The sequence below is a fragment of the Mesorhizobium sp. C120A genome, from assembly GCF_030323105.1.
GTDB lineage: Bacteria > Pseudomonadota > Alphaproteobacteria > Rhizobiales > Rhizobiaceae > Mesorhizobium.
Genome location: NZ_CP100476.1, coordinates 2525823 through 2548983 on the forward strand (window position 1 = coordinate 2525823; position 23161 = coordinate 2548983).

Consider the following 23161-nt stretch of genomic DNA (forward strand, 5'->3'; position numbering starts at 1 on the left):
CAGCCAAAGGTGAGCCGGTACGGTGCGCTCGCATCTGCAGGTCAACTTCGCCGGAAGTTCGTCGCCGGCTCGGCGCAATCGCGGAGGTCGTTATGAATGTGAGTTGCAGCCTTGGCGGCGTCTCCGAACGCAACAGCAATTTGATTGAGCCCCTCGGCCACGTCGCCAATGGCATAGAGTCCTGGCGTTGAAGTCTCAAGGTGTCGGTTGACCAGGACATAGCCTTCTGCGTCACAGTTAGCCCCCAGAGCAACCGCGAGTTCGGAGCGTACGTCGCTGCCCATCGAAGGGTACACCACATCGATGTTGCGCATCGGGGCGCCCTCGGCCATGACGACATCGAACCCGGTTCGTCGAGGGATCAGGTCATCGACCGCGTCCCAGATTTCAACTCCGCCTGCCAAGGCGGCGCCGCGGGCAGCTTCGGAAACATCATCCTGGTTATTGGCGAGCAAGGCGACCTGACTGCCATATCCCTTCAGGAACAGAGCCTCCCTGACGGCGAGATGCTCCGGACCAACAACGCCGATGCGGCTACCCCGGGCCTCATATGCATCGCAAACCGGGCACAGTCTGACAATGCCGGTTGCGATCGCCTCCTCCAGTCTTTCAATGGGAGGTGCCTTGTCCACAATGCCCGTTGCCAGAATCACGCGCCTTGCTTGGACAATCCCGCAGGTGGTCGTCAGAACAAAAAACCCCTCGCGTTTTTCGGCGTGGCCTACGCAACCATGGACAAGGCTCGCGCCGTATAGCTGTGCCTGGGCTCGTAGGCGGCCGAGCAGTTCTTCCCCGCTGATGCCGTCGGGGAAGCCGGGACAGTTGCGGGATTTTGGGATGAGCTTGGCACGCGCATGCCCCGCGTCGAGCGAGATCACCGAACGCAGAAACCTGGCTAAATACATGGCTGCAGCGAGCCCCGCGGGGCCGCCGCCGACGATGGCAACGTCAAAAACTTGTGCGCCCGAAAAGCTTGGTTCGCCCGAAAAGCTTGGCATCGGGCCTAACTTCAACTCAACGAGCTTGTTCCACAGGGTCGAAATGGACGCAATCAGGATGCACACTGCACAATAAGAGTGAACTCCAATCGAGTCGTGAAGAGAAAGGCCACTGCCTCATCAAGCCTGCAAAAACCTCGTGGCTCCCAACGCTGTGAGTACAGCACCACTGGGAAAGTGAACGCATCATGGAACTTCGGCTCACCGTCGCGCTTAGTTTGGCGAAAGGGTGGTCTGAGATGAGCGCGACCAGAGAGTTTTTTCAAAACTGGCTACAGGAGAATGTCGGCACACTTCCTGGTCGAGAGGAAGTCAGCGTCGCGGTGCTCGCTCAGCAATTCGAGCAGGATGCCGAGGTGGCTGGTTATGGGCGTGAAGTAAGGGAGGACGAACTCGGAAACATCGAAGATGCTATCGTGCAAGCGATCGAGAACGCCGGGTCCGGGGTGCAGAGCCCGAGCTCCGAAAAGAGCGATCCGGCACCTGTAATGGACGCGTTGGAGGTCGATGATGCCAAGAGCGGACCGTAGCCCCTGACACCTTCTTCTGTTCGCCTGAACAAGCCCCCGGACTGCCGTACGAGCCGAAAAACGGACCTTAGGTGCTTTCCCGTTAGTTCCATGCACCATCGAGGAACATTCCTGCCGCCACCGCGTTAGGAAAGTTCCTTCACACCCGGTGCGCCCGTGCTGACTGCTACCCTTCCAGGCGAATGGCTGACCCGGCATGATCAGGGTCACATCTCGCGGCGGGCCGCTCTTGCGGGTATTTGTTGCTGGCTATTGGGTGCTTCCGCTGAAGCCGCGCCACAGCCATCGCCGCTCGTGCGATTTGGCGTGCTGGGATTTGGCACCGCCGCCTGGGAAGTTGCCGTCATGCGGCGACATGCGTTGGACACTGTGCACGGCGTATCAATCGAGGCCCAGCGGCTTGCCGGGACCGAAGTCGGTAAGACCGCATTGCTGGCGGGCAGCGTCGACGTCATCGTTTCGGACTGGGTGTGGGTCATGCGCCAGCGTAGCGAAGGCGCTGATCTGGTGTTCTATCCCTATTCTCGTGCCGTCGGCGCGCTGGAACTGCCGCAAGGCTCGTCCATTCGAACTCTTGCGGACCTCAAGGGCAAAAGGCTGGGGATCGCAGGTGGTCCGCTGGACAAAAGCTGGATCCTGTTGCGCGCTCTCGGCCTCCGTCAGGTGAAGCGCGATCTTGCTGAAGAGGTGGAGCCAGTGTTCGGCGCGCCGCCTTTGTTGGAGCAGGAATTTCTGGCGGGGCGACTGGATGCACTGCTGACGTTCTGGAATTTCGCCGCCCGTCTCGAGTCAGAGGGGGCAAGGCCTCTGCTCAGTGTCGCGCAAATCCTGCAGGGGCTTGGCGTATCCGTGGACTTGCCGATGCTCGGCTACGTCTTCCATGAAAGCTGGGCGCGGGCCAACCCGATAGCCCTCGCGCGATTCACGAGCGCGACCGCGGCAGCGAAGTCGCTGCTCGAGTCTTCGGACGACGAGTGGCGGGTGCTCGCGCCTCAATTGGGCACGGACGATCCTCACCTACAGGCGGCGTTACGCGCCGCCTATCGAGCCGGAATCCCTCGTCGTTTCGGCAAAGACGAACGTGATGGCGCGGCCCGGTTGTTTGCAATCCTGGCCAAATTGGGCGGCGAGGATCTGGTCGGCAAGGCGACGAGCCTCGATCCTGGTGTCTTCCGGGCCATACCGGCTTGAGCTCGCGCCAATGACCGATGTCCCAGCGTTCCCCATCACAATGCAGCGTTGGCAATCGGCTGCGGCATTGCTGACCATGGTGCTCGTCTGGCAGATTGCATCATCGATCGCCGCCGATCGGCTGTTTCCTGGTCCGGTCCAGGTTGTTTCGGTTCTCCTGCACGAAGCGGTTCGGGGCGAGCTGCCATACCATTTGGGCATCTCGCTTGCGCGCGTCGTGGCAAGCCTCGGGTCGGCAATAGTCATCGGCGCGGCCCTTGGCTACGCGGCAGGCCGCTCGCACAGAGCCGACATATGGATGAGGCCTTGGATCGTCTTACTCCTCAACATGCCGGCGCTGATCACGGTCATTCTAATTTATATCTGGCTTGGTCTTGCCGAGACCGCGCTTGTCCTTGCGGTCGCGCTCAACAAGATCCCCAATGTCGTGGTGACTATTCGTGAAGGCGCCAGCCGGCTGGACAAGGACTTTGCCGAAATGGCTGAGCTCTATCGCTTCGGGCGTGCTGCAAAGCTGCAGCATGTCGTGCTGCCGCAATTGGCGCCGTTCTTTCTCGTCACCCTGCGCAGCGGGCTGGCATTGACGTGGAAGATCGTGTTGCTCGCCGAACTGCTCGGCCGCTCCAACGGCGTCGGGTTCCAGCTACAGGTCTATTTTCAGAACTTCGACGTCACCCACATCCTTGCCTATGCGATCAGCTTCGGCGTTGTGATGCTTGCCATAGAGTATGGACTGCTTGTGCCGTTGGAACGTCGTCTGTTCGCCTGGCGACGCTGATGCTGAGGATCAGGATCGAGGACAAGACTTTCCCCGGTGACGACGGACAGCGCCGGACGATCTTTCGCGCGCTGTCGCTTGATATAGCCGACGGACAGGTCTGCGTCCTGACCGGCCCTTCCGGTGTCGGCAAGTCGACGCTGCTGTCGATCGTTTCGGGCGTCGACCGCGAATTTCGCGGCAGCGTGAGCGGACGACCGCTTCCGATAGGCATGCTGTTCCAGACACCGAGGCTGCTGCCCTGGCTCACCGCCTTGCGCAATGTAGAGATGGCCATCCCGGATCGCGCGCCCGATGCGGCCCGGTGGCTTGCCGCTGTCGGCCTGAAAGGAAATGAGAAGAGCTATCCGCAGCGACTCTCGGGCGGCATGGCGCGGCGCGTAGCGCTTGCCCGGGCGCTCGCCGTGGAGCCTGCGCTCCTGCTCCTCGACGAGCCATTCGCTTCACTCGACGAGGCGACCGCGCAAGCCATGCGCCGCCTGCTGCAGGATTGTTTCGCCAGTCGGCGGACTACCACGCTGCTGGTTACGCATGATCTCGCATATGCCTCGTCGCTGGGGGATCGGGTTATTGTTCTGGAGGGATCGCCTGCGCGCATCGTGCGCGATGTCGCAATCTCTGGTGGCGATGAAGCGGGATCGTCGCGGTTTGGGCTGGGGGCGACACAATGAGACTGTTGCTGGGCCTTCTCTTTCTTTTGCTGATCACCGGCCCTGGCGCCACCGAGCAACAGACGATGGTGATCGGGTATATCGGCCAGGAGCGCAAACCGGCTCTGCCCCTTGGACCCCTTGATGAAACCGTGACCGACGACGGCCTGCAAGGCGCACGGCTCGGCATTGCCGACGACGAAAGCACCGGCCGGTTTCTTGGGCAGAAATTTCGGCTGGAGGAAAGGATATTGAAACCAACCGAAACGCCGGACGACGCGGTAAGACAATTCGCCGATGCCGGCATCGCCTTTGTCGTCGCCGATCTCGACGCCAGTCAGCTTCTACAGGCCAGTGCCGCGCCCGGTGCCGAGCAGATGACGTTGCTCAACAGCCGGGCGCCGGACGACGTGCTTCGCCAGCAGGACTGCCGTGGGAACGTCCTGCACACGATCCCGAGCCGCGCCATGCTCGCCGACGGGCTGGCGCAATATCTCGCCTGGAAGCGCTGGCAGCGTTGGTTCCTGCTTGTGGGGCCGCATTCGCAGGATCAGGCGATGGCTGCGGCCTTTCGACGGGCGGCGGCTCGCTTCGGAGCCGAGATCACGATCGACCAGCCGTGGACATTCAGGCCCGCCAACGGACGTGCCGATACAGGGCATGTCACGCTGCAGACCGAAATACCCGCGGTCACGCAGGTCAGCGACTATGATGTGCTCGTGGTCGCCGACGAGGCGGATGAATTCGGCGCCTATCTGGAGGGCCGCACTGCGCTGCCGAGAATCGTCGCCGGCACGCAAGGGCTTGTCGCCACAGGCTGGAGCGCTGTCAGCGAGGAATGGGGCGCCACGCAACTGCAGGACCGTTTCCACAGGCAGGCAGGGCGCTGGATGTTGCCCAGCGACTACGCGGCCTGGCTCGCTGTGCGCAGTATCGGCGAAGCGGCGACGCGCCTGCACAGTCTCGATCCCGCGGCAATCGGCAGATATATACGCGGCGACGCGTTTCTTCTCGCTGGCTTCAAGGGGCAGGGGCTTAGTTTCCGTCCCTGGGACGGACAGATGCGCCAGCCCATTTTGATCGCCGGGCCTCGCCTCTTGATTTCCAGCTCACCGCAACCGGGCTTCCTGCATCAGCGCACGCCGCTCGACACGCTGGGCATCGACCTGGAGGAGAGCACATGCAAGTTCTGATGACGCTGTTGTTGGCGGCGTTCGCTCTTGCTGCTCCCGCCGCCGCCGAGACCATCTACGTTTCCAATGAGCAGGATAATACCGTCGCGGTCGTCGACGGCGTGACAATGACTTTGCTGGCGACGATCGATGTCGGCCGCCGTCCGCGCGGGCTGGCGCTGTCGATCGACAACAAGATGCTTTTCGTCGCGGAAGGCGACGACAACCGCATCGACGTGGTCGACGTCGCGAAGCGGCGGGTCGTCGGCGAATTGCCTTCGGGAGCCGATCCGGAATTCTTCGCAGTCCATCCCGATGGCAAGCGGCTGTTCGTCGCCAACGAGAATGACAATCTGGTGTCGGTGGTGGACATCGCCGCGGCCAAGGTCATCGGCACCGTGGATGTCGGCGTCGAACCGGAAGGAATGGCGGCCAGCGCCGACGGCCGCTATGTCGCCTGCACTTCGGAGACCACCAGCATGGTGCATCTGATCGACGCAGGCACGCTTGAACTCGTCGACAATCTGCTGGTCGATACCCGGCCGCGCGCGGCTTTATTCTCGCCGGACGGTAAGCAATTCTGGGTGTCCTCGGAGATCCGGGGCACCGTCACCGTCTTCGACACGGCAACGCGCGCGCAGACCGGCAAAGTCGAGTTCGAGGTGCCGGGTATACGACGCGAGGGCGTGCAGGCGGTCGGCATGGCGACGTCCCGCGATGGCACGACCGTCTATGTGGCGCTCGGCCCCGCCAACAGGATTGCGGAAGTCGATGTGAAAACGCTGGCGGTCCGTCGGCTCTACCTTGTTGGTCAACGACCCTGGCACGTTGCGCTCTCCGGCGACCAGAAGCGCCTGGTCACCGCAAACGGGAATTCCGGCGATATCTCGTTCATCGATCTGGAAAACCAGGAGGTGGTGAAATCGCTGCCGGTGGGGCGGGGGCCGTGGGGCGTCGTGATCGGGCCATGAACGCCTTGTCGGTCGAGAATCTGGGCCATAGTTTCGGGAACCGGCGGGTTCTCGACGGCGTCTCTTTCTCTGTGGCCCAAGGCAGGATGTGCATCTTGCTAGGCCGCAACGGCGCCGGCAAGACGACGCTGTTCTCGCTGATCACCGGTCTTTATCACGCCCGCTCCGGCTCGGTGCATGTCTTCGACCAGGCGATGGATGTCAACCCGTCCGCCGCGTTGGCGCAGATGGGCGTCGTCTTCCAGTTGCCGACCCTCGATCTCGATCTGACGGCCGGCGAGAACCTGCGTTACCACGCGGCCTTGCATGGGCTTAGCCAGGCCTTGAGCAAGGAGCGCTCCATCCACGAACTCGGCCGGCTGGACGTGCTGGACAGGATCGACGATCCTGCCCGAGCGCTTTCCGGGGGGCAGCGTCGCCGTGTCGAGATAGCACGCGCTCTGATGCATAGCCCACGCCTTTTGCTGCTGGACGAGCCGACCACCGGGCTCGACGTGCCGGGCCGCCGCGCGCTCGAGCGGCACGTGCGGGAGCTTTGCCGCCAGCGCGGCATTGCCGTCCTGTGGGCAACACATTTTCTGGAGGAACTAACGGCGGATGACGATGTGGTGGTGCTGCATCGAGGCACAATCCGGTGGGCCGGCCGCGCCGATCGGCTGGCTGCCGATCTCGGTGTGGCGAGCACGGGCGAGGCCTTCGCGTCGCTGACGGAGTCCGAATGAAAACGTCTCACGCGGTGCGCGCGCTCAACGGCATCCTGCGCAGGGAGATGCTGCGCACGTTGCGGCAACGCGGCCGGCTGCTCTCGGCGATGGTACGGCCGCTGGTCTGGCTGGCAATCTTTGCCGCTGGCTTCCGCTCCGTTCTCGGTCTGTCGATCACGCCACCCTACCAGACCTATGTTCTCTATGACGTGTATGTGGTGCCCGGGCTAGCGGCCATGATGCTGCTCTTCCATGCCATGGCGAGTTCGCTGGCCATGGTCTACGATCGCGAGATGGGCAGCATGCGCCTGTTGCTGACCGCACCATTGCCGCGCTGGTACCTGCTTGCGGCGCGCCTGCTGGCCAGCGTGATCGTCGGCGTGCCGCTGGTCTATTTGTTTCTGTTGATCGCGCGTTTCTGGGATGTGCGGCCGCCCGTTCTCGGCTACGTCGCGGTATTTCCGGCGCTCGTGCTGGCGGGCCTGATGCTTGGCGCGTTCGGCCTGCTTGTCTCCTCGGTTTCGACACAGATGGAGAACTTTGCCGGTGTCATGAATTTCGTCATCTTTCCGGTGTTCTTTGCCTCGACGGCGCTCTATCCGCTGTGGCGGCTTGCCGAGGCGGGACCGGTGCTGGCAACAATCGCCGCCTGGAACCCGTTCAGCTCGGCGGTCGAGCTGATACGCTTCGCGCTCTATCTGCGGTTCGATCCTGTCGCGGCGATTGTGGTCCTTGGCTGCCTCATCGCCTTCTTCCTCGCGGCGGTCATCGGCTACGATCCCGGCCGCGGCTTGTGGTCCCGGCGCGGCGGCGAGGGCTGATTTACCTCAAAGCATAGAGATAAGCGGCGATGTCCCGCGCCTGTTGCTCGGTGATCCTCGTCGACGGCATGGCCGTGTGCGGATTGACTTCCCTCGCCGAGCGTATCCAGCGGATCATGTTCTCCGGATTGTTTGCCAGCAGGCCACCGATAAAGACCCTGTCGGCAAGGCCACCGTCCAGGCGGGGTCCGACCTGGCCTTGCGCACCCGGCACGCCGGGTATCGTATGGCAGCCGGAGCAGCCATTCGCCGTCATGATTGGAATGGCGCGGGCGCCTACGCCGCCGGTCGCCGCATCCGACTCGTGCCGGACGCGCTCGCGCCTGTCGGACCACAAAGTCGCCGCTGCGACAGCCGCAGCCAGCAGCAGGATTGCGGCAAGGGCGCCCCCGATCAGCCTACCCAGGTCGGAGCGCATGTGTTGCCTCCCTGGTTGCGCTGCTGCTTATCCAGAGGCCGGCGAGCAGCAAGGCGGCGCCGCCATAGATCAAGCCTGCCGGAACCCACATTACCAATCCGGCGAGCTGCTGGTCCTCGATCGCGGTCATTCCCCACAATGCCGCGCCGGCGCCATTCTCCGGATACCAGAGTTTGGGCGACATCAGCAGCAGGACACCGAGCAGGCCGGTATGAAGCGAGGTGAAGAAAAGATGCATGACGGAGTTGCCATAGGTCTGCTGTCGACCGGGGCGCGGTAGGAGCGCCCACCAGAACAGCAAGGCTGTGCCGAGGAAGCTCGCATGCTGGGCATAATGGAGAAAGCCCTGCTGGAGCGCTGCCTGGAACAACGCCGGAATGTGCCAGATCCAGATGGCGACGCCGTGAATGATCGTCGCGTTGAGGGGGCGGATCACCAGGGCCCAAACCGATTGCAGCGTCTTTGCGCGCGTGAGCTTGCCCGTTCCGCGGCGAAGTGAGGCCGGCAAGGACCAGAGCAGGACTGCGCCTGGGCACGCGGCGACAAGGAGAGGCGCCGCCACCGCCATCAGCAGTTCATGCTCGATCATATGGGCGGCAAACACCCGCTCGCCGAGCGCATGGATGGGGCTGACCAGTGCTGCCGTCAGCACGCCCCAACCGGCGGCGAACAACAACGCCTGCCGCATCCGCTCGGGACGGCCTCGGCTGCTGCGGCGCCACAACCGAGTCGCTCCGATGGCATAAAGGAAGGCAATCGCGGCCAGCGGAAACGTGATGGGAAATGCGAGCGTCCATCCGGCCTCGGGCGCGCCGGCGCCGTAGCAGATCGAGGTCGAGAAGAACGCGTCGAAGCTCATCGCAGGCACTCGTCGAGAATGAGAGCCGCGCTGCCTTGCATGATGATGACGAGGGCAAACAGCAATGCCGCAAGCATGCCGAGATCGGCGACGAACTGCTCGGTGCTGCGCGTGCGCTCAGGCTTGAAGGCGGCGCCGCCCTGCCGCTTCGCCCGCCATGACAAGGCACCGCCGAGCAGCGAAAGCACGGCGAGCACCAGTGCCACGGGAAGCACCACCGGCACCTGGCGGTTGCACTGCCATGGTACGAGTGCGTAGTTCAGCTGCGTCGAGATTGCCCAAGCCATGGGCCCCGACAGAAGACCACCCCAGGACGTTCCCATTTTCAACGCACGCATCAGCCTAGCCTCGGCATCCAGTAGATGAGCAGATAGATCGGGATCCAGGTCAGCACCACGAAATCCCAATAGAAGACATTGTCGCCGACATCGCCGAAGCGCCGGCCGCTATAGCCATGGCGTGTGAACATCAGCACCGTCAAAACGATGGTGTCGCCGACATCGGTGATCAGGTGTGTGGTATGCAGCCCGAGCAGCACCCAGAGCATCGAACCATAGGCGTTCGTGTCCCAGTAGATGTTCAGCGCCGGGAATTCGAACCAGCGCACGACAAGCGGGGCCAGACCGAGCAGCGACATCACCACCAGCCCGATCCGCACCGGCACGATCGCGCATTGCTTGGCATGGCCGTGGAGGATGTGATTCGGCACCACGCTGATGATAAACAGGATGGTGACGATCGTTCCGGGCCAATGGTCGGGGTGCGGGGCGCTTAGACGCCAATTGGGCCACAAGGTGGCGAGATAGAGATAAGCGCCCGCGGCCAACGCAAAGCCCATGCCTTCCAGCGCCATGAAGCCGAGCGTTCCCCACCAGGTCGGGCTGCGCGGACCATGTCCAAAGGTTGGGAGGTCCGAAAGATCCAAGCTGGGACGCTCACTCATCCCTCATCCTCCGGGTCGTCCTTGGGCCAGAACCAGCCGATCAAGGTGATGGCGATCGGCGCGGCGCCCCAGACGATCGCCCAGGGCGTGAAGATCGAATAGACAAACGTACCGCCGACGGCGATTGCCGCCAGCAGCGGCCAGATCGACGGTGTCGCCGATTTCTCGCGAATGTCGGGGTGGGCTTCCGCCACGGTTGAGATCAACAGCTCACGGACATCGACGCGGAGTCCGGTCGCCACAGGCATCGCCTCCCGTTCGGCCCAGAGCGGCTCGACATGCGTGACAATCGGTATCCGCGCGAAATTATAGCTTGGCGGCGGCGAAGACGTCGCCCATTCGAGCGTACCGGCATCCCAGGGATTGTTTCCGGCCAGTGCGCCCTTCAACGCGCCGTGTACAAGATTGAAAGTGAACAGTACGAAGCTGAGGAAAAAGAGCACCGCGCCGGCGCTGATGAACAGGTTGATGTTGCCCCAGCCAAGCTCGGCCGGATAGGTGTAGACCCTTCGTGGCATGCCCCAGAGCCCGACGAGATGCATTGGAAAAAAAGCCGCGTTGAAGCCGATGAAAGCCAGCCAGAAATGCCAGCGCCCGAGACGCTCGCTCATCATGCGGCCGCTGATCTTGGGGAACCAGAAATAGGCCGCGCCCAGCAGCGGGAAGACCGAACCGCCGATCAGCACGTAATGGAAATGGGCGACGACGAAATAGGTGTCGTGCACCTGGAGGTCCAGCGGCACCGAAGCGAGCATGACGCCGGTGAGGCCGCCGATGACGAAGATGAAAAAGAAGCCGAACACGAACAGCAGCGGCGTGCGGATCACCGGCCTGCCGTCCCACAAGGTCGCCAGCCAGCAGAAGATCTGAACGCCATTGGGGATGGCGATCAGCATGCTCGACGCGGTGAAGAAGCTGGCGCCGAGCTTGGGTAGTCCCGTCGCGAACATGTGATGGACCCAGAGGCCGAACGAAAGGAAGCCGACGGCGATCAGCGACAGGACCAGCCCGAGATGCCCGAACACGGGACGCCGGGCGAAGACCGGGATGATCGCCGAGACCATGCCCGTCGCCGGCAGGAAGATGATGTAGACCTCGGGATGGCCAAAGAACCAGAACAGATGCTGGAAGAGCAGTGCGTCGCCGCCCTCGGCCGGGTTGAAGATATGTGTGCCGACCAGCCGGTCGAGGATCAGGAAGGTCGAGGTGATCATCACCGCGGGCATGGCGAAGACGACGACGAAGGAGGTAACCAGCATTGCCCAGACGTAGAGCGGAATCCTGTCCAGCGACATGCCGGGGGCTCGCTGCTTGAACACGGTGACGATGGTTGCCACCGCGACGGCCAGGGAGGATACTTCTGTATAAGTGATCATCTGGGCCCAGACGTCGGCCCGCTTGCCCGGCGCGAATTCGGGGCCTGACAGCGGCACATAAGCAAACCAGCCGACGTCGGGCGCCATGTTGAGCGCGAAAGACACCCAGGCGAATATGCCGCCCGAAACATAGATCCAGTAGCTGAACGCATTCAGGCGGGGAAAGGCGATGTTGCGGCTGCCGACCATCAGCGGGACGAGATAGATGCCTGTCGCCTGCACGATGGGCACGGCGAACAGGAACATCATGGTCACACCATGCATCGTGAACAGCTGGTTGTAGAGGTCCGGGCCGATCAGACCGCGCTGCGGCCCTGAGAGCTGGATGCGCATGGCGACAGCGTTGAGCCCGCCCAGGCACAGAAACACGAAGGCGGTGATCAGATAGCGCCGTGCGACGACCTTGTGGTCGACGCTCGACAGCGCGCCGATGATGCCGGGGGGCGTGCGCCATGTCCGCGCCAGCCAGCGATCCAGGCTGGCATCGTCCATGCCGGTGTCGCGCGGTCCATCATGCTCGGGTGCGACGTCGCCCGCGGTAGAGGTTTCACGCACCGGCGGCAGGTCGCGTTCGCTTGTGAGATCCGCGCTGCTCATTTAAGCGCCTCGAGATAGGCGACCATGGCGTTGAGTTCGTCGCCGCTGAGCTCCACCACCGGCATGTGGGATCCGGGCTTGATGCCCTGTGGGTCGGCTATCCAGGCGGCGAGATTGCCGCGGCTCATCGTCAATGTCCCGGCGGCAAGCGTCTGCCGGCTGGCTATATGGGTGAGGTCAGGGGCGACCGTTCCTCCGGCAGGCGTGCCGCCTATTCTGTGACACATCACGCAAGGGCGCTTCAGAAACAGATCCTGGCCGGCCTTGGCCTCGTCCCCCGTCGGAGTAGCTGCCGGCTGCAACTGGTCGTTCCACCAGGCGTCGAACTTCGCACGCGGCTCGGCGATGATGAAGGTGCCCATGTTTGCGTGCTGCGCCCCGCAGAACTCGGCGCATTGACCTCGGTAAACACCAGGCTTGTCTGCCTTGAGGTCGAGCACGTTCATGTGGCCGGGAATGAGGTCGAGCTTGCCCGAAAGGCTCGGAATCCAGAAGGAATGGATGACGTCGGTCGAGGTCAGAAGAAGCTTCACCGGCTCCCCGGCGGGGATATGGATCTCGTTCGCCGTGGTCAGGATCCGGCTTGGCGTGGCATCCTCATAGCGCACCTCCCACCACCATTGATGGCCGGTGACCCGAATGGTCAGTGCGGCATCCGAGCCGATCGCGGCGAGCGTCCTGTTGGCGAAGAAGCTCAGCAAGGTCAGTCCGATCAGGACAATGGCGGTCAACCCGACGGCGGTCATCACCGCGCGCAGCTTCCGGTCGTCGGCGCCGGCCTTGATCGCGAGCGGCTCCGCCTGCGCGCGCGACCGCATCATCAAGGGTACGACGAGGGCGATCATCACCAGCACCCACACCACGGCGCAGAGCGCGGTGAAGAACCAGATCAGCCATGCCAGTTCGCTCGCCGCGGGACCTTTCGGGTCGAGGGCGGATTGCCAGCCCGCGCATCCCTGGAGCAACAGAGCGCCGGTGGTGGCGAACGCCATCGAGACGAGACGTTTCACGGCGACTTCCCCAGCGTGGCCGCGTCGGGCATGCGGTTTTCCGACGGATGCGCCATCATGTCGTCATTGCGTTGCGGCGCGGCGGAAGACGGCGCGTTGCCGCTCAGCGAGCGCACGAAAGCCGCAAGCTCCCAGATCTGGTCGTCGGGAATCTTGTCGCGGAAGCTCGGCATGCCGTTTGGCCGACCGTCGCGGATCGTGGCATGGATGCTTTCGATCGAGCTGCCATAGAGCCACTTCTGGTCCATCAGGGCCGGCCCCATGCCGCCGCCGCCATTGGCGTGGCATCCCGAACAGTTGAACCAGCCGAAAAGCCGTTTCCCTTCGCTCATATGGAAGGCGTTGGCCTCGAAGCTCGCCGCCTTGTTATCGCTGGCGGGGGGGCGCTGTCCGCCGGGCTCCAGCGTGGTCACAGGCGTCGGCTGCTCGCCCGATCCGAGCGCCGATTGCGGGCGCGTGTCACGGTCCTCGCGCTGGCAGGCAGCGAGCGCCAGGACTGGAAACAGGAGCATGGCCACAACGGCTCTCATCGCACCGGGCTCCCCGAGGCATCGAGGCGCGGCACGCCGTACTGTGACAGCAAGGCATCTATCTCGACCTTGTGCCTGGAGAGGGCGCCATTGACATCGCCGCGCAGCGCATCGTCTTCGCGGCGGACGCCCATCGAGATGTCGTAGATCATCGGCAGTTGCGGTCCGTCGATGCGGGGCGCAACCGGCGTGATGCGGAGCGGCACCTTCTGCCTGGCGGCGAAGTAGCCGGCGAGGGGGCCCCAGACCACGGCAAGGTCGATCTCGCCACTCGCCACCGCTTCGACGATGCGCGCCGGCGGGTTGGGGGCGGAATAGTCGCCATAGACCGGATAGCCAACGAGGTGCCCGACGATACCGCGGCGGCCAAGCGCCTGGACCGGAGGCGAATTGGCGCCATCGTCGCCGATGAGCTGAACACCGATCCGCATGTCGCGCAGCCGCGGATCATTGAACGATGCTACGTCGGGGCCGTCCCTGCGGGTGACGAAGACATAGGACGATCGGTAGTAGGGCGTGGTGGTGCGCAGCATTTCGAGGTTGCTCGGCGTGCCCGGCACGAGATCGCACAGGCCCGCCTTCAGCGTATTGCGGATGAAGCCGCGACGCTGCGCCCACCAGGTATAGGTCAGCTTGGCGCCGAGATCGGACGCAACGATTTCTGCGATCCTGTTCTCGAAGCCCTGACCTGCCGCGTTGGAGAACGGCAGGTTGTTCGGATCGGCGCAGACCCTCAGCTCACGTGCGTCGGCTGTGGCCGTCAAGAACACGAAGGCAATCGCGGCCATGCCGATCGCCAGCCGTTGACACCCCTTTCGCGCCGGACCTACGGTCAAGTACAATCCATCAAGGCAGCCGGAACACATAAAGCGTGCCTCCCGAGGTTGTCGCGTTCTTCAGATCCTTCATGGCATTGACGAAACCGAGCGCGGCGGTGGCGTCACGCGGGTCAAGATCGCCCGATACAATGGCGCCGGCCCAGCCGCCGACGCCTGAGAGGATGGCGACATATTGGTGCCCGTCGGGACCGCGATAGGTGATGGGCTGGCCGATGATCCCGGACGAGGTCTTGAACTGCCAAAGCAGGTCTCCGGTCTTGGCGCTGACCGCCTTGAACCAGCCTTCCATCGTGCCATAGAAGACAACGTCGCCGGCGGTCACCACCGCGCCGCTCCACACCGGGAAATTCTCCTTGAGGCTCCAGGCGGGTTTCTCCGCGGCGATGTCCCAGGCGGTGAAGGCGCCGCGATTACCGCCGGGCCCTGGTATCATGCGGACGTTCATGCCCACATAGGGCGTGCCGGCAATGTAGTTCACCTCGACGCCTTCTTCATCCATGCACAGATTGTTGTGCGGGATGTAGAGCAGGCCGGTCTTCGGCGAGAACGCGGAAGGCTGCCAGTCCTTGAGGCCCGACGCCGTCGGACAGATATCGCGAACGACCTTGCCGGTGCCGGTCTTCTTGTCCGGGTTTACGATCAGCCGACCGGTTTTCAGATCCACACCTTTGCTGGAGTTGACCGGACCAAACGGTTTTGCCGACAGCACCTCGCCGGTTGTCCGGTCGAGGATGTAGAGATAGCCGTTGCGCTCCGGCCGGATCAGCACCTTGCGCGGCTTGCCCTGCCAGGACATGTCGAGCAGGATCTGCTCGTTGATGCCGTCATAATCGTGGAGGTCATGCGGGCTCCACTGATAGAACCATTTCGCCGCGCCGGTGTCGGGATCGCGCGCGAAAATGCCAGACGTCCACTTGTTGTCGCCCGGCCGCAAATCCGGATTCCATGGTCCGGGATTGCCGGTGCCGTGGAAGATCAGGTTCAGATCGGGATCATAGGAAATCCAGCCCCACATGTTGCCGCCGCCGATCTTCCAGGCTTCCGGCGGCCACGTCGTGACGCCAAGATCCTTGCCTTTGTCCATGTCGTAGTGCGGCTTGAAGTCCGATCCGATCAGCACGTCCTTGTCCGGCCCGGTGCTATAGGCGATCCAGACGACATGACCGTCGCCGGCGTCGAGCGCCTTTACCCAGCCGCGAACGCCCATCTCGCCGCCGGAATTGCCGACCAGCACTTTGCCCTTCACCACAAGCGGCGCCATGGTGATGGTCTCGCCGATGTTGATGTTGCCGACATGAGTGTTCCAGATCGGCTTGCCCGTGTTCGCATCAAGGGCAATCGTGTGGCCGTCCAGCGTATTGAAAAAAATGCGCCCGTCGGCGAATGCCACCCCGCGGTTGACGACGTCGCAGCAGGCCACTCCCTGTGCCGCCGGCTCGGGATTGGGTTCGTACTTCCACTTCATCGGGGCGCCGGGCTTGGAGAGATCGAGCGCATAGACGAAGTTGGGAAAGGGCGTCACGATATACATGGTGTTGCCGACGACCAGCGGCGCTGCTTCCTGGCCCTTGTTCACGCCTGTCGAGAACGTGAACGCGACCTGCAGGTTCTTGACGTTGCCTTCATTGATCTCGGAGAGTTCGCTGAAGCGCGTCGACGCGTAGTTCTTGGCCGGCATCGTCCATTGGCCGTCATCGGGTGGCGAGGCTGCGGCTGGCGGTACGATCGCTGGTGTTTTAGGAGGCTCGGACGCAGCGCCCAGAAGCAGCACGCAGGCGAGCAGCGTCACCAGAAGGATAGCGCCAAAGGAATTCCCGGCTGCCAATTTGCGGGTACGTCGTTCTACGTCAACGCGCGTTAATGCCAACTGCGGCATAGCTTTCATTTATTGATCGAGCCTCCCACGCCGGCGCCGAGTTCGGCCGCGATGTCGGCCTCCGTTCCGGCACAAAGCGGATGGCCCCAGCCCGAAGCGCTTTTGCCGCCGGGGTCCAGATCGTAGACAATGGCATCCTTGCGATTTGGATTGACGCCTGCCGGGACCTTGTCGAAGCCGAGCGCCGCGCGGATACGCCAGGCGACATTGTGATCGGCGCATGAGGAGTCGCCTGAAACGCCGAGGCCGCCGACAATGCTCTTGCCGTCGTAGAGGGCAAGCCCGCCGCCAAACACCACGACGCCTCCGATCGGCTTGCCGACGAGCGGGTCGCCGGCGCTTCCGAACGTTTTGGGATCGCCCGTATAGGCCGCGGCCTGGTTGACGGGATTGGTCTCCTGCAGGCCAAATAGCGGTCCGCCGGGCTGCACCCCCGCATAGAGATTGGCCGTCGAGAGGGCCATCTGAGCCAGGCTGAGACCGTTGGCCGTGTTGGCTTTCTCCGCTGCTATGAGCCGACTTCCCGGCCATTGCGAGTCGGGGGTGGGGCCGCTGAACGCAATCGCGCAGACAGTGCCGTCACGGGCAACGATGGCTGCCCATTCGTTGGTTTCAAAGCCGCCATTGGCTGGTCCGCCGCTTGCCTTCACGTTGGCTTTGAGGGCTGCAAGCAGCTTATCGTGATCGGCCGGACAGGGTTCCTGCGCCATGGCCTCGTGCCCGTGGAACAGGCCACCCATCAGCAACAGCAGGCCAAAAAGAGGTACGAAAAGCTGCGAGCGATACATTGTCCTGGCATTCGTTTACAAAACAAGGACCACCCAGGCAGACCGCAGAATGCGAGGATACGTCCAATGGGTCAGTGCCTAACTCGCGTAATGCTTCTATGTTCCTGCTTTGCATAAAATTCGTGCAGTTGGATTTGGGTGCAGGTGTTCAATCAAAGCATGGGACCTGGATACCCGTGGCCACAGGCCAAGCGGTGAGGCAACGCGGCTGATCCAGGAAAATGCGATCGGGACAGCGCAGACGCACCCGCCCTGACAAACGCTGTTGCATGTCACGGCGTTCGACGATGGATGATCTCTTCAATAAGTTTAGCGTCGGCTTCGTATTCCGCGGCGCGCGCAGCCATTTGACTGGCCAGGCTGTGTCTTTCCCGCGCGGCTTCGCGTTTTGCCGTACGTTTCGCCAACTCAGCCCGCTGCTGGTGCGCTCTTAGAAGGCTCCAAAGAGCCTGTTCCGCATCGTCAGCCTGGGCCTGCATCAAAACGTCTGCCCCGAACGCATGTCCGGTGTGGCAGCGGTAACGGGTAATCGGCCCGTCTTCGATCTCCCATAGGGGGCCATGACATTCGGGGCAGACAAATGTCGAGGGGGCGCCAAGCTGGCCTTCGGTCAATTCCATTGTGCTGTGCTCCTGAGCTGCAATCGCTGCCTCAAGGCGGATGCCGGACGGGATTTCTGGTGTCGGCCCTGCGATTTCGGAAGCAAGCCTGTGCAACAGGCCAGCCATTTCGGACAGAGGGACGCAATGGTCGATTTCCACATTCTGCAAGGCGCTCAGCGGCATATCGGGTACTGCGGCGTCGCCGGGGTCCTGGACTACGCTGACGCCTCCGCACATCTTGATTGCGTGCAGGCCGGCGGTGCCGTCGGAGAGGCTGCCTGTGAGCACGACGCCGATCACGCTGCCGCCAAAGCTGCAGGCCGCCGATCGAAACAGGGGGTCGATGGCGGGGCGCGCCAGGTTCTCGCGCGGCCCGCGCCGCAGCAGCATATGATCGTCATGTAACAGAAGGTGAGCTCCGGGCGGTGCAACGAAGATGTGCCCGTTTTTAACCTTCATGCCGTTGGAGGCATTTGCAACGGGCATGTTGGCAGCGCGACCGAGAATGTCGCCGAGGTAACTCGTGGGACCAACGTGCTGTACGACGAGGAGAGCCGCCGGGATGTCCGGCGAAAGATCGCGGACAAGTCTCTTCAGCGCGTCGACGCCGCCGGCCGATGCTCCGATTGTCACGATGCACCGGTTCTCGCAACCGTCGGGACGGACCTTGTCCGGCTGGCCCGCACGCTCCGAATCTGATCGTGGTGCGGCGGTGGCCATGGTTGCTTCACCCACATTCAGCACAGATGTCGATGCGAGCGCTCCGGCCAGTCCGTTGCTGGTCGGGCGCCCTGCCTTCGTCGGTGTTAGCTTCCGGCCGCATCGCGGAACATAGATGCCTGCAATGATGTCGGCTCTGTACTAACGCCTACGTGCGCGTTTGACAGCAGCCTCTGCCACGGCCGGGGCCTCCTGAATGCTTGCCGCGCCGCCGAAATCGGCGTTCTTGGTACGGCCAGCTCCCGGGCCCGCTCCTAGATCAGCGCCTGTTGTCGGATCGGAAGCCGGATCGGAAAGCGTACGGTCGGCCATCCTGGCCACCACCTTCATGTCTTTGGCCCCCAGCTTGACAGTTGCCAGGCCGTCTCCGCCGTCGACGGGCATCACCTCTTCAAGGTCATCGATCCGATCCCACTCTTCGCCGGAATTCCATGGGCCAGCGACATCGCCGTCGCCTTGAGAGGTGTTGACATACATGCTGGCGTACTTCTCTACGCCTGGGAGCTTGCCGGAAGGGAAATTGTTTTCGATCGCGTAGAGTGCTTTCTCAAACGACTTCTGGTGCGCGATCTCGCGGGTCATCAGGAAGCCGAGCGCGTCCTTGATTCCCGGGTCGTCGGTGATGTTGATGAGGCGTTCGTACACGATCTTGGCGCGGGCTTCGGCGGCGATATTCGACCGCAAATCCACCGTAGGTTCACCGCGCGAGTCGACATAGGCCGCGGTCCAGGGAACGCCGGCTGAGTCGCACAGCGCGGGAGCGCCGCCGAACAGAATTGATTCCTTGGCTGTTGTGCCGCTGGCGCCGATCATCAGGTAAAGGTCGGCTTCCTTCATTTGGCCCTCGGCCAGCTGTGCCTTGAGCCCCTTGTTGAGCATGGTGACGATTGATCCCACCACTTCGAGATGGCTGAGTTCTTCGGTCGCAATATCGAGCAACATGTCGCGACGGCCAAGATCGTCCTCGCCAAGCCCTTGCGTGAAATAGCGCATGGCCGCTGCAAGCTCGCCATCGGCGCCGCCGAACTGTTCCATGATCATGCAGGCCAGGCGAGGATTCGGCTCCGAGACGCGAACGGTGTATTGCAGGCGCTTGTTGTGCATGAACATGGACATCTCTCCGGTTAGATCATCCGAACATCCCGGCAAGTTGATTGTTCCATCCGGCCATCGGCCAGCGAGCATTTTTACGGTAACTTCAGTGTTGAGCATCGCAGGGAGCCAGAGGCGGCATTTATTTCTCCGACCGGTGACCGGCGGCAACGAGATTTCGATCGTGCTGCGCCATCACAGCAATGAGCAAGGCCGCGGATGGGCAAGAGGTAGACAAAATCTGGAGGGATACTGGCTCGGAAAAGTGAAGCCGGGCCATATTAATACGATGTCGGTGTCGACACCTTCGGCCCGTTTCGCCGCACACCTTACGCGGCAAACGCCGGGTTCGGTCACACGGCGAGCGTCGCGGGCTGTTGCCCGTTCACTTTCGATCCAGCACCTTCCGGACTTTCTCTGCCAATTCGTCGATCGTGTAGGGCTTGGTCAAAAGTTCGGTTCCGAAATCGAGCGTGCCGTTGTGGACAATCGCATTTCGTGTGTAGCCGGTGGTGTAGAGCACTTTTAGCGACGGGTGCATTGTCTTGACCTGATCCACTAGCTCCCGGCCCGACATCTCCGGCATCACCACGTCGGTGAACAGAAGCGACGGCACTTGCCCCCTTTCGACGGCCACCAGCGCTTCGCGTGGACCTTGCATTTCCAGCACGGAGTAGCCCAGTTCCCGCAGCGCTTCCGCGGCCATCAGCCGGACGCGATCTTCATCCTCGACAACCATGATGATCTCGTCTGCACAGCCGGGGTGCTCGCCTGCCACGACGTCGATTTGGCTGTCGAGCACGCCATGGTGCGAGCGCGGCAAATATATTTTCAAGGTGGTTCCGATGCCCTGCTCGGAATAGATCTTCACACTGCCGCCGGACTGGCGAACAAACCCATAGACTTGGCTGAGTCCCAGCCCGGTGCCTTTGCCGACCCCCTTGGTGGTGAAGAACGGATCGAAAGCTCTTGCGACAACATCAGCAGTCATGCCCGTTCCTGTATCGGTGACCGCTATCATCACATACTGGCCGGAGGGGATCGCGTTCTCCCTGGCATAGCGATCGTCGACGTGGGCGTTTGATGTCTCGATCGTCAGCTTGCCGCCGGCAGGCATGGCATCCCTTGCGTTGACGCAAAGGTTGAGCAGCGCGCTTTCCAATTGCCCTGCGTCGGCCTCGACATGCCATAGGCCCGCAGCGAGCACGGTCTCGATCTGAATGGTCTCGCCAAGCGTCCGGTTCAGCAATTCGCTCATACCGGAGACGAGGCGATTTGGATTCAGCCGCTTCGGCGCCAGTGGTTGCTGGCGGGAAAAGGCGAGCAGTCGCCTGGTAAGTTCTGCGGCACGTTGTGCTCCATCGATCGCGCCGGTTACGAATTGGTGGACGTTGGTATCGCCGTTTCTGAGCTTGCGCTGCACAAGGTTCAGGCCGCCGATGATGACGGCCAGCATATTGTTGAAGTCGTGCGCGATGCCACCGGTGAGCTGTCCGACAGCTTCCATCTTCTGGGCTTGGCGCAGGTGCTCTTCTGCTCTGGCGCGTTCCGCTACTTCATCTTTGACACGCTGTTCGAGCGTGCCGTTGAGTGTCTGCAGCGCCTTGAACAGTCGGGAGTTGTCGATTGCCGTCGCGGCATGGCCCGCAAGCCCCAGCAAGGCCGCCTCTTGCTGTTCGGCGAAGACGCCGATTTCTGGATGGCCAAGGAAGAGGCCACCCAGCACCTCGCCCGAACGCGAGACGACCGGCACGGCGAGATAGGAACGCACCGGCAGATGGCCCTCCGGCATTCCCTTGCGGGGCCAGTTCTTGCCGTAGCGCGGATCGGTGAGGATATCGTCGGAACGCACCACGCTTGTTCCGCGGAAAGTGGGCTCGAACACCGCGGTGTTGCGCGGCATCGGAAAGTTTTCGAAAGCAGAACGAGGTGCCCCCGACAGGGCGTAGAGCACATAGCTGTCGCCCTTGTCGTCGATCACATTGTAGAAGAAAGCTCCAAATTGTGCGCCCGACAGCACCACGCCGGCATCGGTTACCGTCTGGACAATTCGCTCTACGTCAAGCTCGGCCGCCACGGCTGCCGCAGTGGCGTTCATCAACTGAAGCTGATGCTCCACCCGCTTTCGCGCGGTGACGTCGACCACGGTGCCGATGAAGCGGATCGCACGGCCGGACTGGAAAAGCGCTTCCCCCGTTGCGGCAATCCAGCGCTCCTTGCCATCCCGAAGGCCGATCGTCCGGTATTCGATGTCGTAGCGGGAGGGGGTGCCCGGCGCGAGCGACTGGCGTACGGCCTCGTCGGCCCGTGCGCGATCTTCCGGGTGGAGGCCCGCCAGGAAGGCGCTTTCATATGTCACCTCCGCGTCCGGCGGCAAACCAAAAAGGGCTTTGCACCGGTCGTCCCAACGCAGCACTCCGCTGATGGGATCGTAATCCCAGGTGCCGATAGCGGCCGCGTCGGTGGCAAGCCTCAGCCGCTCCTCGCTCGCCCGTGCCGCCTGCTCCGAGCGAACGCGCTCGATGTGAGCCCAGGACCGCTCCGTCACCTCGGTCAGCAAGGACAGTTCGCGTTGCGACCAGACGCGGCGCTGCTTGTCGTGGATGGCCATCAGGGCAGTCAGTCGGCCTTGTTTGACCAAAGGCATACAGATGGTTGCCGTATCCCGATATCCTGAAAGGTCTTCGCTTCCTCGGGAGCAATTTCCTCAAGGTTGTTGTTGATGATAAGCGGCTTGTTGGCGCTGAGATTGGTGACAGCCAGGCGACCGAAATCGGCAAGACTGTAATATCCCCTGATGCTGGGCGAGCCAGGTGCGCTCCAATCGCCGCGGATGGTGAAATGGTCTTGGTCCTGCTCCATGTCGGCATAGGCGCAAATCGAGACGCCAAGATGTTCGCCGAGGAGCCGAGTGGTGATCTGCATGACAGCATCGGCGTCGGCCGCGAGGGCTATCTCCCTGCCGAGGCGGTCGAGAAAAGCAAGGCGTTCGGCGTTCTCACGCAGGGCCAGTTCGGCGCGAAGGCGTTCTATCGCCGTACGCGTCCGGTCCGCGACTGCCGAAATGAGGGCTACTTCCTCCGTCGCCCAGCGTCTGGGCGCGGAGTGGTTCAGGTATAACAGCGCCACCAGCCCGCCATGCTCGGTAACGGGCATGTTGATGACGGATTGGGCGCTGATGGCTTTGAGTGCCTCCGCATGGCTGCTGGTTCGCGGATCTGTCTCGGCGTTTTCAAAGACAACGGTTTCGCCTCGCTTCAAATCCTCGATATACGAGCCGTAGTTCCTGAAATTCAGCGTCCCAGCCAGGCTTTTGATGCCTGGCGCGTTCCAGTCCCTGTCAATGGTGATCGTTTCTTTCTCTAGATCGATCGTGCCGTATCCGGCTCGGCTGATGCCAAAATGGTTCCCCAGCAGTTCCGCGGCTGCGTAGGCCAGTTCTGCGGGATCCGTAATCTCGCGAATACGGTCGCCCAGCGCTGCCAAAAGCTCGAAGCGCTGCAGTTCAGATCGCGGATTGCTTGAAGTGGCCCCCATTTCGCCCCCGTTTTGCCCGGACTTAAATGCAGTCTGCGGCCAAGAGTTCCCCGCAGGACGGCAGTTTCTTTGGCGGGCCGGTCAGCCGAACACGCCGCACCGCGGTCATAGGTTAATGACAGCTTGGCGCGCTGTGGCGGATAAAGGGGAAACCAGCGG

21 protein-coding genes and 1 pseudogene are annotated in these 23161 nt (G+C 62.5%); 8 read left to right on the plus strand and 14 right to left on the minus strand.

The features are described 5' to 3' along the window. Positions 1 to 41 precede the first annotated feature (41 nt). The gene (locus NL532_RS12265) at positions 42 to 998 is read right to left on the minus strand and encodes an NAD(P)/FAD-dependent oxidoreductase (RefSeq protein ID WP_031202187.1); all 957 of its coding nucleotides are present in this window, start codon (positions 996 to 998) and stop codon (positions 42 to 44) included. A gap of 188 nt (positions 999 to 1186) precedes the next feature. Between NL532_RS12265 and NL532_RS12270 the strand changes: the two genes are divergently transcribed. From NL532_RS12270 to NL532_RS12305, 8 genes are all read left to right on the plus strand, one after another. Then, complete coding sequence (locus NL532_RS12270) at positions 1187 to 1528, plus strand: DUF768 domain-containing protein (RefSeq protein ID WP_023696361.1); 342 nt, start codon at positions 1187 to 1189, stop codon at positions 1526 to 1528. Positions 1529 to 1684: 156 nt separating this feature from the next. Next, positions 1685 to 2719 carry an ABC transporter substrate-binding protein gene (locus NL532_RS12275; RefSeq protein ID WP_031203154.1) on the plus strand — a complete coding sequence of 345 codons (1035 nt, stop codon included), beginning with the start codon at positions 1685 to 1687 and terminating at the stop codon, positions 2717 to 2719. Between the two features lie 10 nt (positions 2720 to 2729). Further along, positions 2730 to 3497, plus strand: coding sequence for an ABC transporter permease (locus NL532_RS12280; RefSeq protein WP_023691439.1), 768 nt, complete (start codon positions 2730 to 2732; stop codon positions 3495 to 3497). After that, positions 3497 to 4168, plus strand: a complete 672-nt coding sequence (locus NL532_RS12285) for an ABC transporter ATP-binding protein (protein ID WP_023829136.1) — start codon at positions 3497 to 3499, stop codon at positions 4166 to 4168. The genes NL532_RS12280 and NL532_RS12285 overlap by 1 nt, the downstream gene beginning before the upstream one ends. Further along, the gene (locus tag NL532_RS12290; protein WP_023714660.1) at positions 4165 to 5340 is read left to right on the plus strand and encodes a lanthanide ABC transporter ABC transporter substrate-binding protein PedA1; all 1176 of its coding nucleotides are present in this window, start codon (positions 4165 to 4167) and stop codon (positions 5338 to 5340) included. Before NL532_RS12285 ends, NL532_RS12290 begins: the two co-directional genes overlap by 4 nt. Next, positions 5328 to 6290, plus strand: a complete 963-nt coding sequence (locus NL532_RS12295) for a PQQ-dependent catabolism-associated beta-propeller protein (protein WP_031203155.1) — start codon at positions 5328 to 5330, stop codon at positions 6288 to 6290. Before NL532_RS12290 ends, NL532_RS12295 begins: the two co-directional genes overlap by 13 nt. After that, positions 6287 to 7012 carry a lanthanide ABC transporter ATP-binding protein PedB/LutE gene (locus tag NL532_RS12300; protein ID WP_023733211.1) on the plus strand — a complete coding sequence of 242 codons (726 nt, stop codon included), beginning with the start codon at positions 6287 to 6289 and terminating at the stop codon, positions 7010 to 7012. Before NL532_RS12295 ends, NL532_RS12300 begins: the two co-directional genes overlap by 4 nt. Then, positions 7009 to 7815 carry a lanthanide ABC transporter permease protein PedC gene (locus tag NL532_RS12305; protein ID WP_023681112.1) on the plus strand — a complete coding sequence of 269 codons (807 nt, stop codon included), beginning with the start codon at positions 7009 to 7011 and terminating at the stop codon, positions 7813 to 7815. Before NL532_RS12300 ends, NL532_RS12305 begins: the two co-directional genes overlap by 4 nt. Before the next feature lies 1 nt (position 7816). Here NL532_RS12305 and NL532_RS12310 read toward each other — a convergent pair whose 3' ends face one another. The 13 genes and pseudogenes from NL532_RS12310 to NL532_RS12370 all read right to left on the minus strand — a co-directional run bounded on the left by NL532_RS12310 (position 7817) and on the right by NL532_RS12370 (position 23002). After that, positions 7817 to 8233 carry a c-type cytochrome gene (locus NL532_RS12310; RefSeq protein ID WP_023681113.1) on the minus strand — a complete coding sequence of 139 codons (417 nt, stop codon included), beginning with the start codon at positions 8231 to 8233 and terminating at the stop codon, positions 7817 to 7819. Further along, complete coding sequence (locus NL532_RS12315) at positions 8214 to 9092, minus strand: cytochrome c oxidase assembly protein (RefSeq protein ID WP_023681114.1); 879 nt, start codon at positions 9090 to 9092, stop codon at positions 8214 to 8216. Before NL532_RS12315 ends, NL532_RS12310 begins: the two co-directional genes overlap by 20 nt. Beyond that, positions 9089 to 9430, minus strand: a complete 342-nt coding sequence (locus NL532_RS12320; protein ID WP_023681115.1) for a hypothetical protein — start codon at positions 9428 to 9430, stop codon at positions 9089 to 9091. The genes NL532_RS12315 and NL532_RS12320 overlap by 4 nt, the downstream gene beginning before the upstream one ends. Beyond that, the gene (locus NL532_RS12325) at positions 9430 to 10035 is read right to left on the minus strand and encodes a cytochrome c oxidase subunit 3 (RefSeq protein WP_023712215.1); all 606 of its coding nucleotides are present in this window, start codon (positions 10033 to 10035) and stop codon (positions 9430 to 9432) included. The genes NL532_RS12320 and NL532_RS12325 overlap by 1 nt, the downstream gene beginning before the upstream one ends. Continuing rightward, positions 10032 to 12008, minus strand: a complete 1977-nt coding sequence (ctaD, locus tag NL532_RS12330; protein WP_023829137.1) for a cytochrome c oxidase subunit I — start codon at positions 12006 to 12008, stop codon at positions 10032 to 10034. The genes NL532_RS12325 and ctaD overlap by 4 nt, the downstream gene beginning before the upstream one ends. Continuing rightward, complete coding sequence (coxB, locus tag NL532_RS12335) at positions 12005 to 13018, minus strand: cytochrome c oxidase subunit II (RefSeq protein ID WP_488377210.1); 1014 nt, start codon at positions 13016 to 13018, stop codon at positions 12005 to 12007. The genes ctaD and coxB overlap by 4 nt, the downstream gene beginning before the upstream one ends. After that, a complete protein-coding gene (locus tag NL532_RS12340) occupies positions 13015 to 13548 on the minus strand; it encodes a c-type cytochrome (RefSeq protein WP_023756323.1) in 534 nt (177 codons plus the stop codon). The genes coxB and NL532_RS12340 overlap by 4 nt, the downstream gene beginning before the upstream one ends. Continuing rightward, on the minus strand, positions 13545 to 14414 hold the full coding sequence (locus tag NL532_RS12345; RefSeq protein ID WP_023754469.1) for a substrate-binding domain-containing protein: 870 nt from the start codon (positions 14412 to 14414) through the stop codon (positions 13545 to 13547). The genes NL532_RS12340 and NL532_RS12345 overlap by 4 nt, the downstream gene beginning before the upstream one ends. After that, complete coding sequence (locus NL532_RS12350) at positions 14395 to 16272, minus strand: methanol/ethanol family PQQ-dependent dehydrogenase (protein ID WP_023754468.1); 1878 nt, start codon at positions 16270 to 16272, stop codon at positions 14395 to 14397. The genes NL532_RS12345 and NL532_RS12350 overlap by 20 nt, the downstream gene beginning before the upstream one ends. Continuing rightward, on the minus strand, positions 16269 to 17051 hold the full coding sequence (locus NL532_RS12355; protein WP_023712209.1) for a heme-binding protein: 783 nt from the start codon (positions 17049 to 17051) through the stop codon (positions 16269 to 16271). The genes NL532_RS12350 and NL532_RS12355 overlap by 4 nt, the downstream gene beginning before the upstream one ends. 272 nt (positions 17052 to 17323) lie before the next feature. Next, positions 17324 to 18373, minus strand: coding sequence for a chemotaxis protein CheB (locus NL532_RS12360; RefSeq protein WP_023681123.1), 1050 nt, complete (start codon positions 18371 to 18373; stop codon positions 17324 to 17326). A gap of 141 nt (positions 18374 to 18514) precedes the next feature. Beyond that, a complete protein-coding gene (locus NL532_RS12365; protein ID WP_023681124.1) occupies positions 18515 to 19483 on the minus strand; it encodes a manganese catalase family protein in 969 nt (322 codons plus the stop codon). A 367-nt stretch (positions 19484 to 19850) separates the two neighbouring features. After that, positions 19851 to 23002 (minus strand): annotated as a pseudogene (locus NL532_RS12370) (GAF domain-containing protein). Positions 23003 to 23161: the final 159 nt, after the last annotated feature.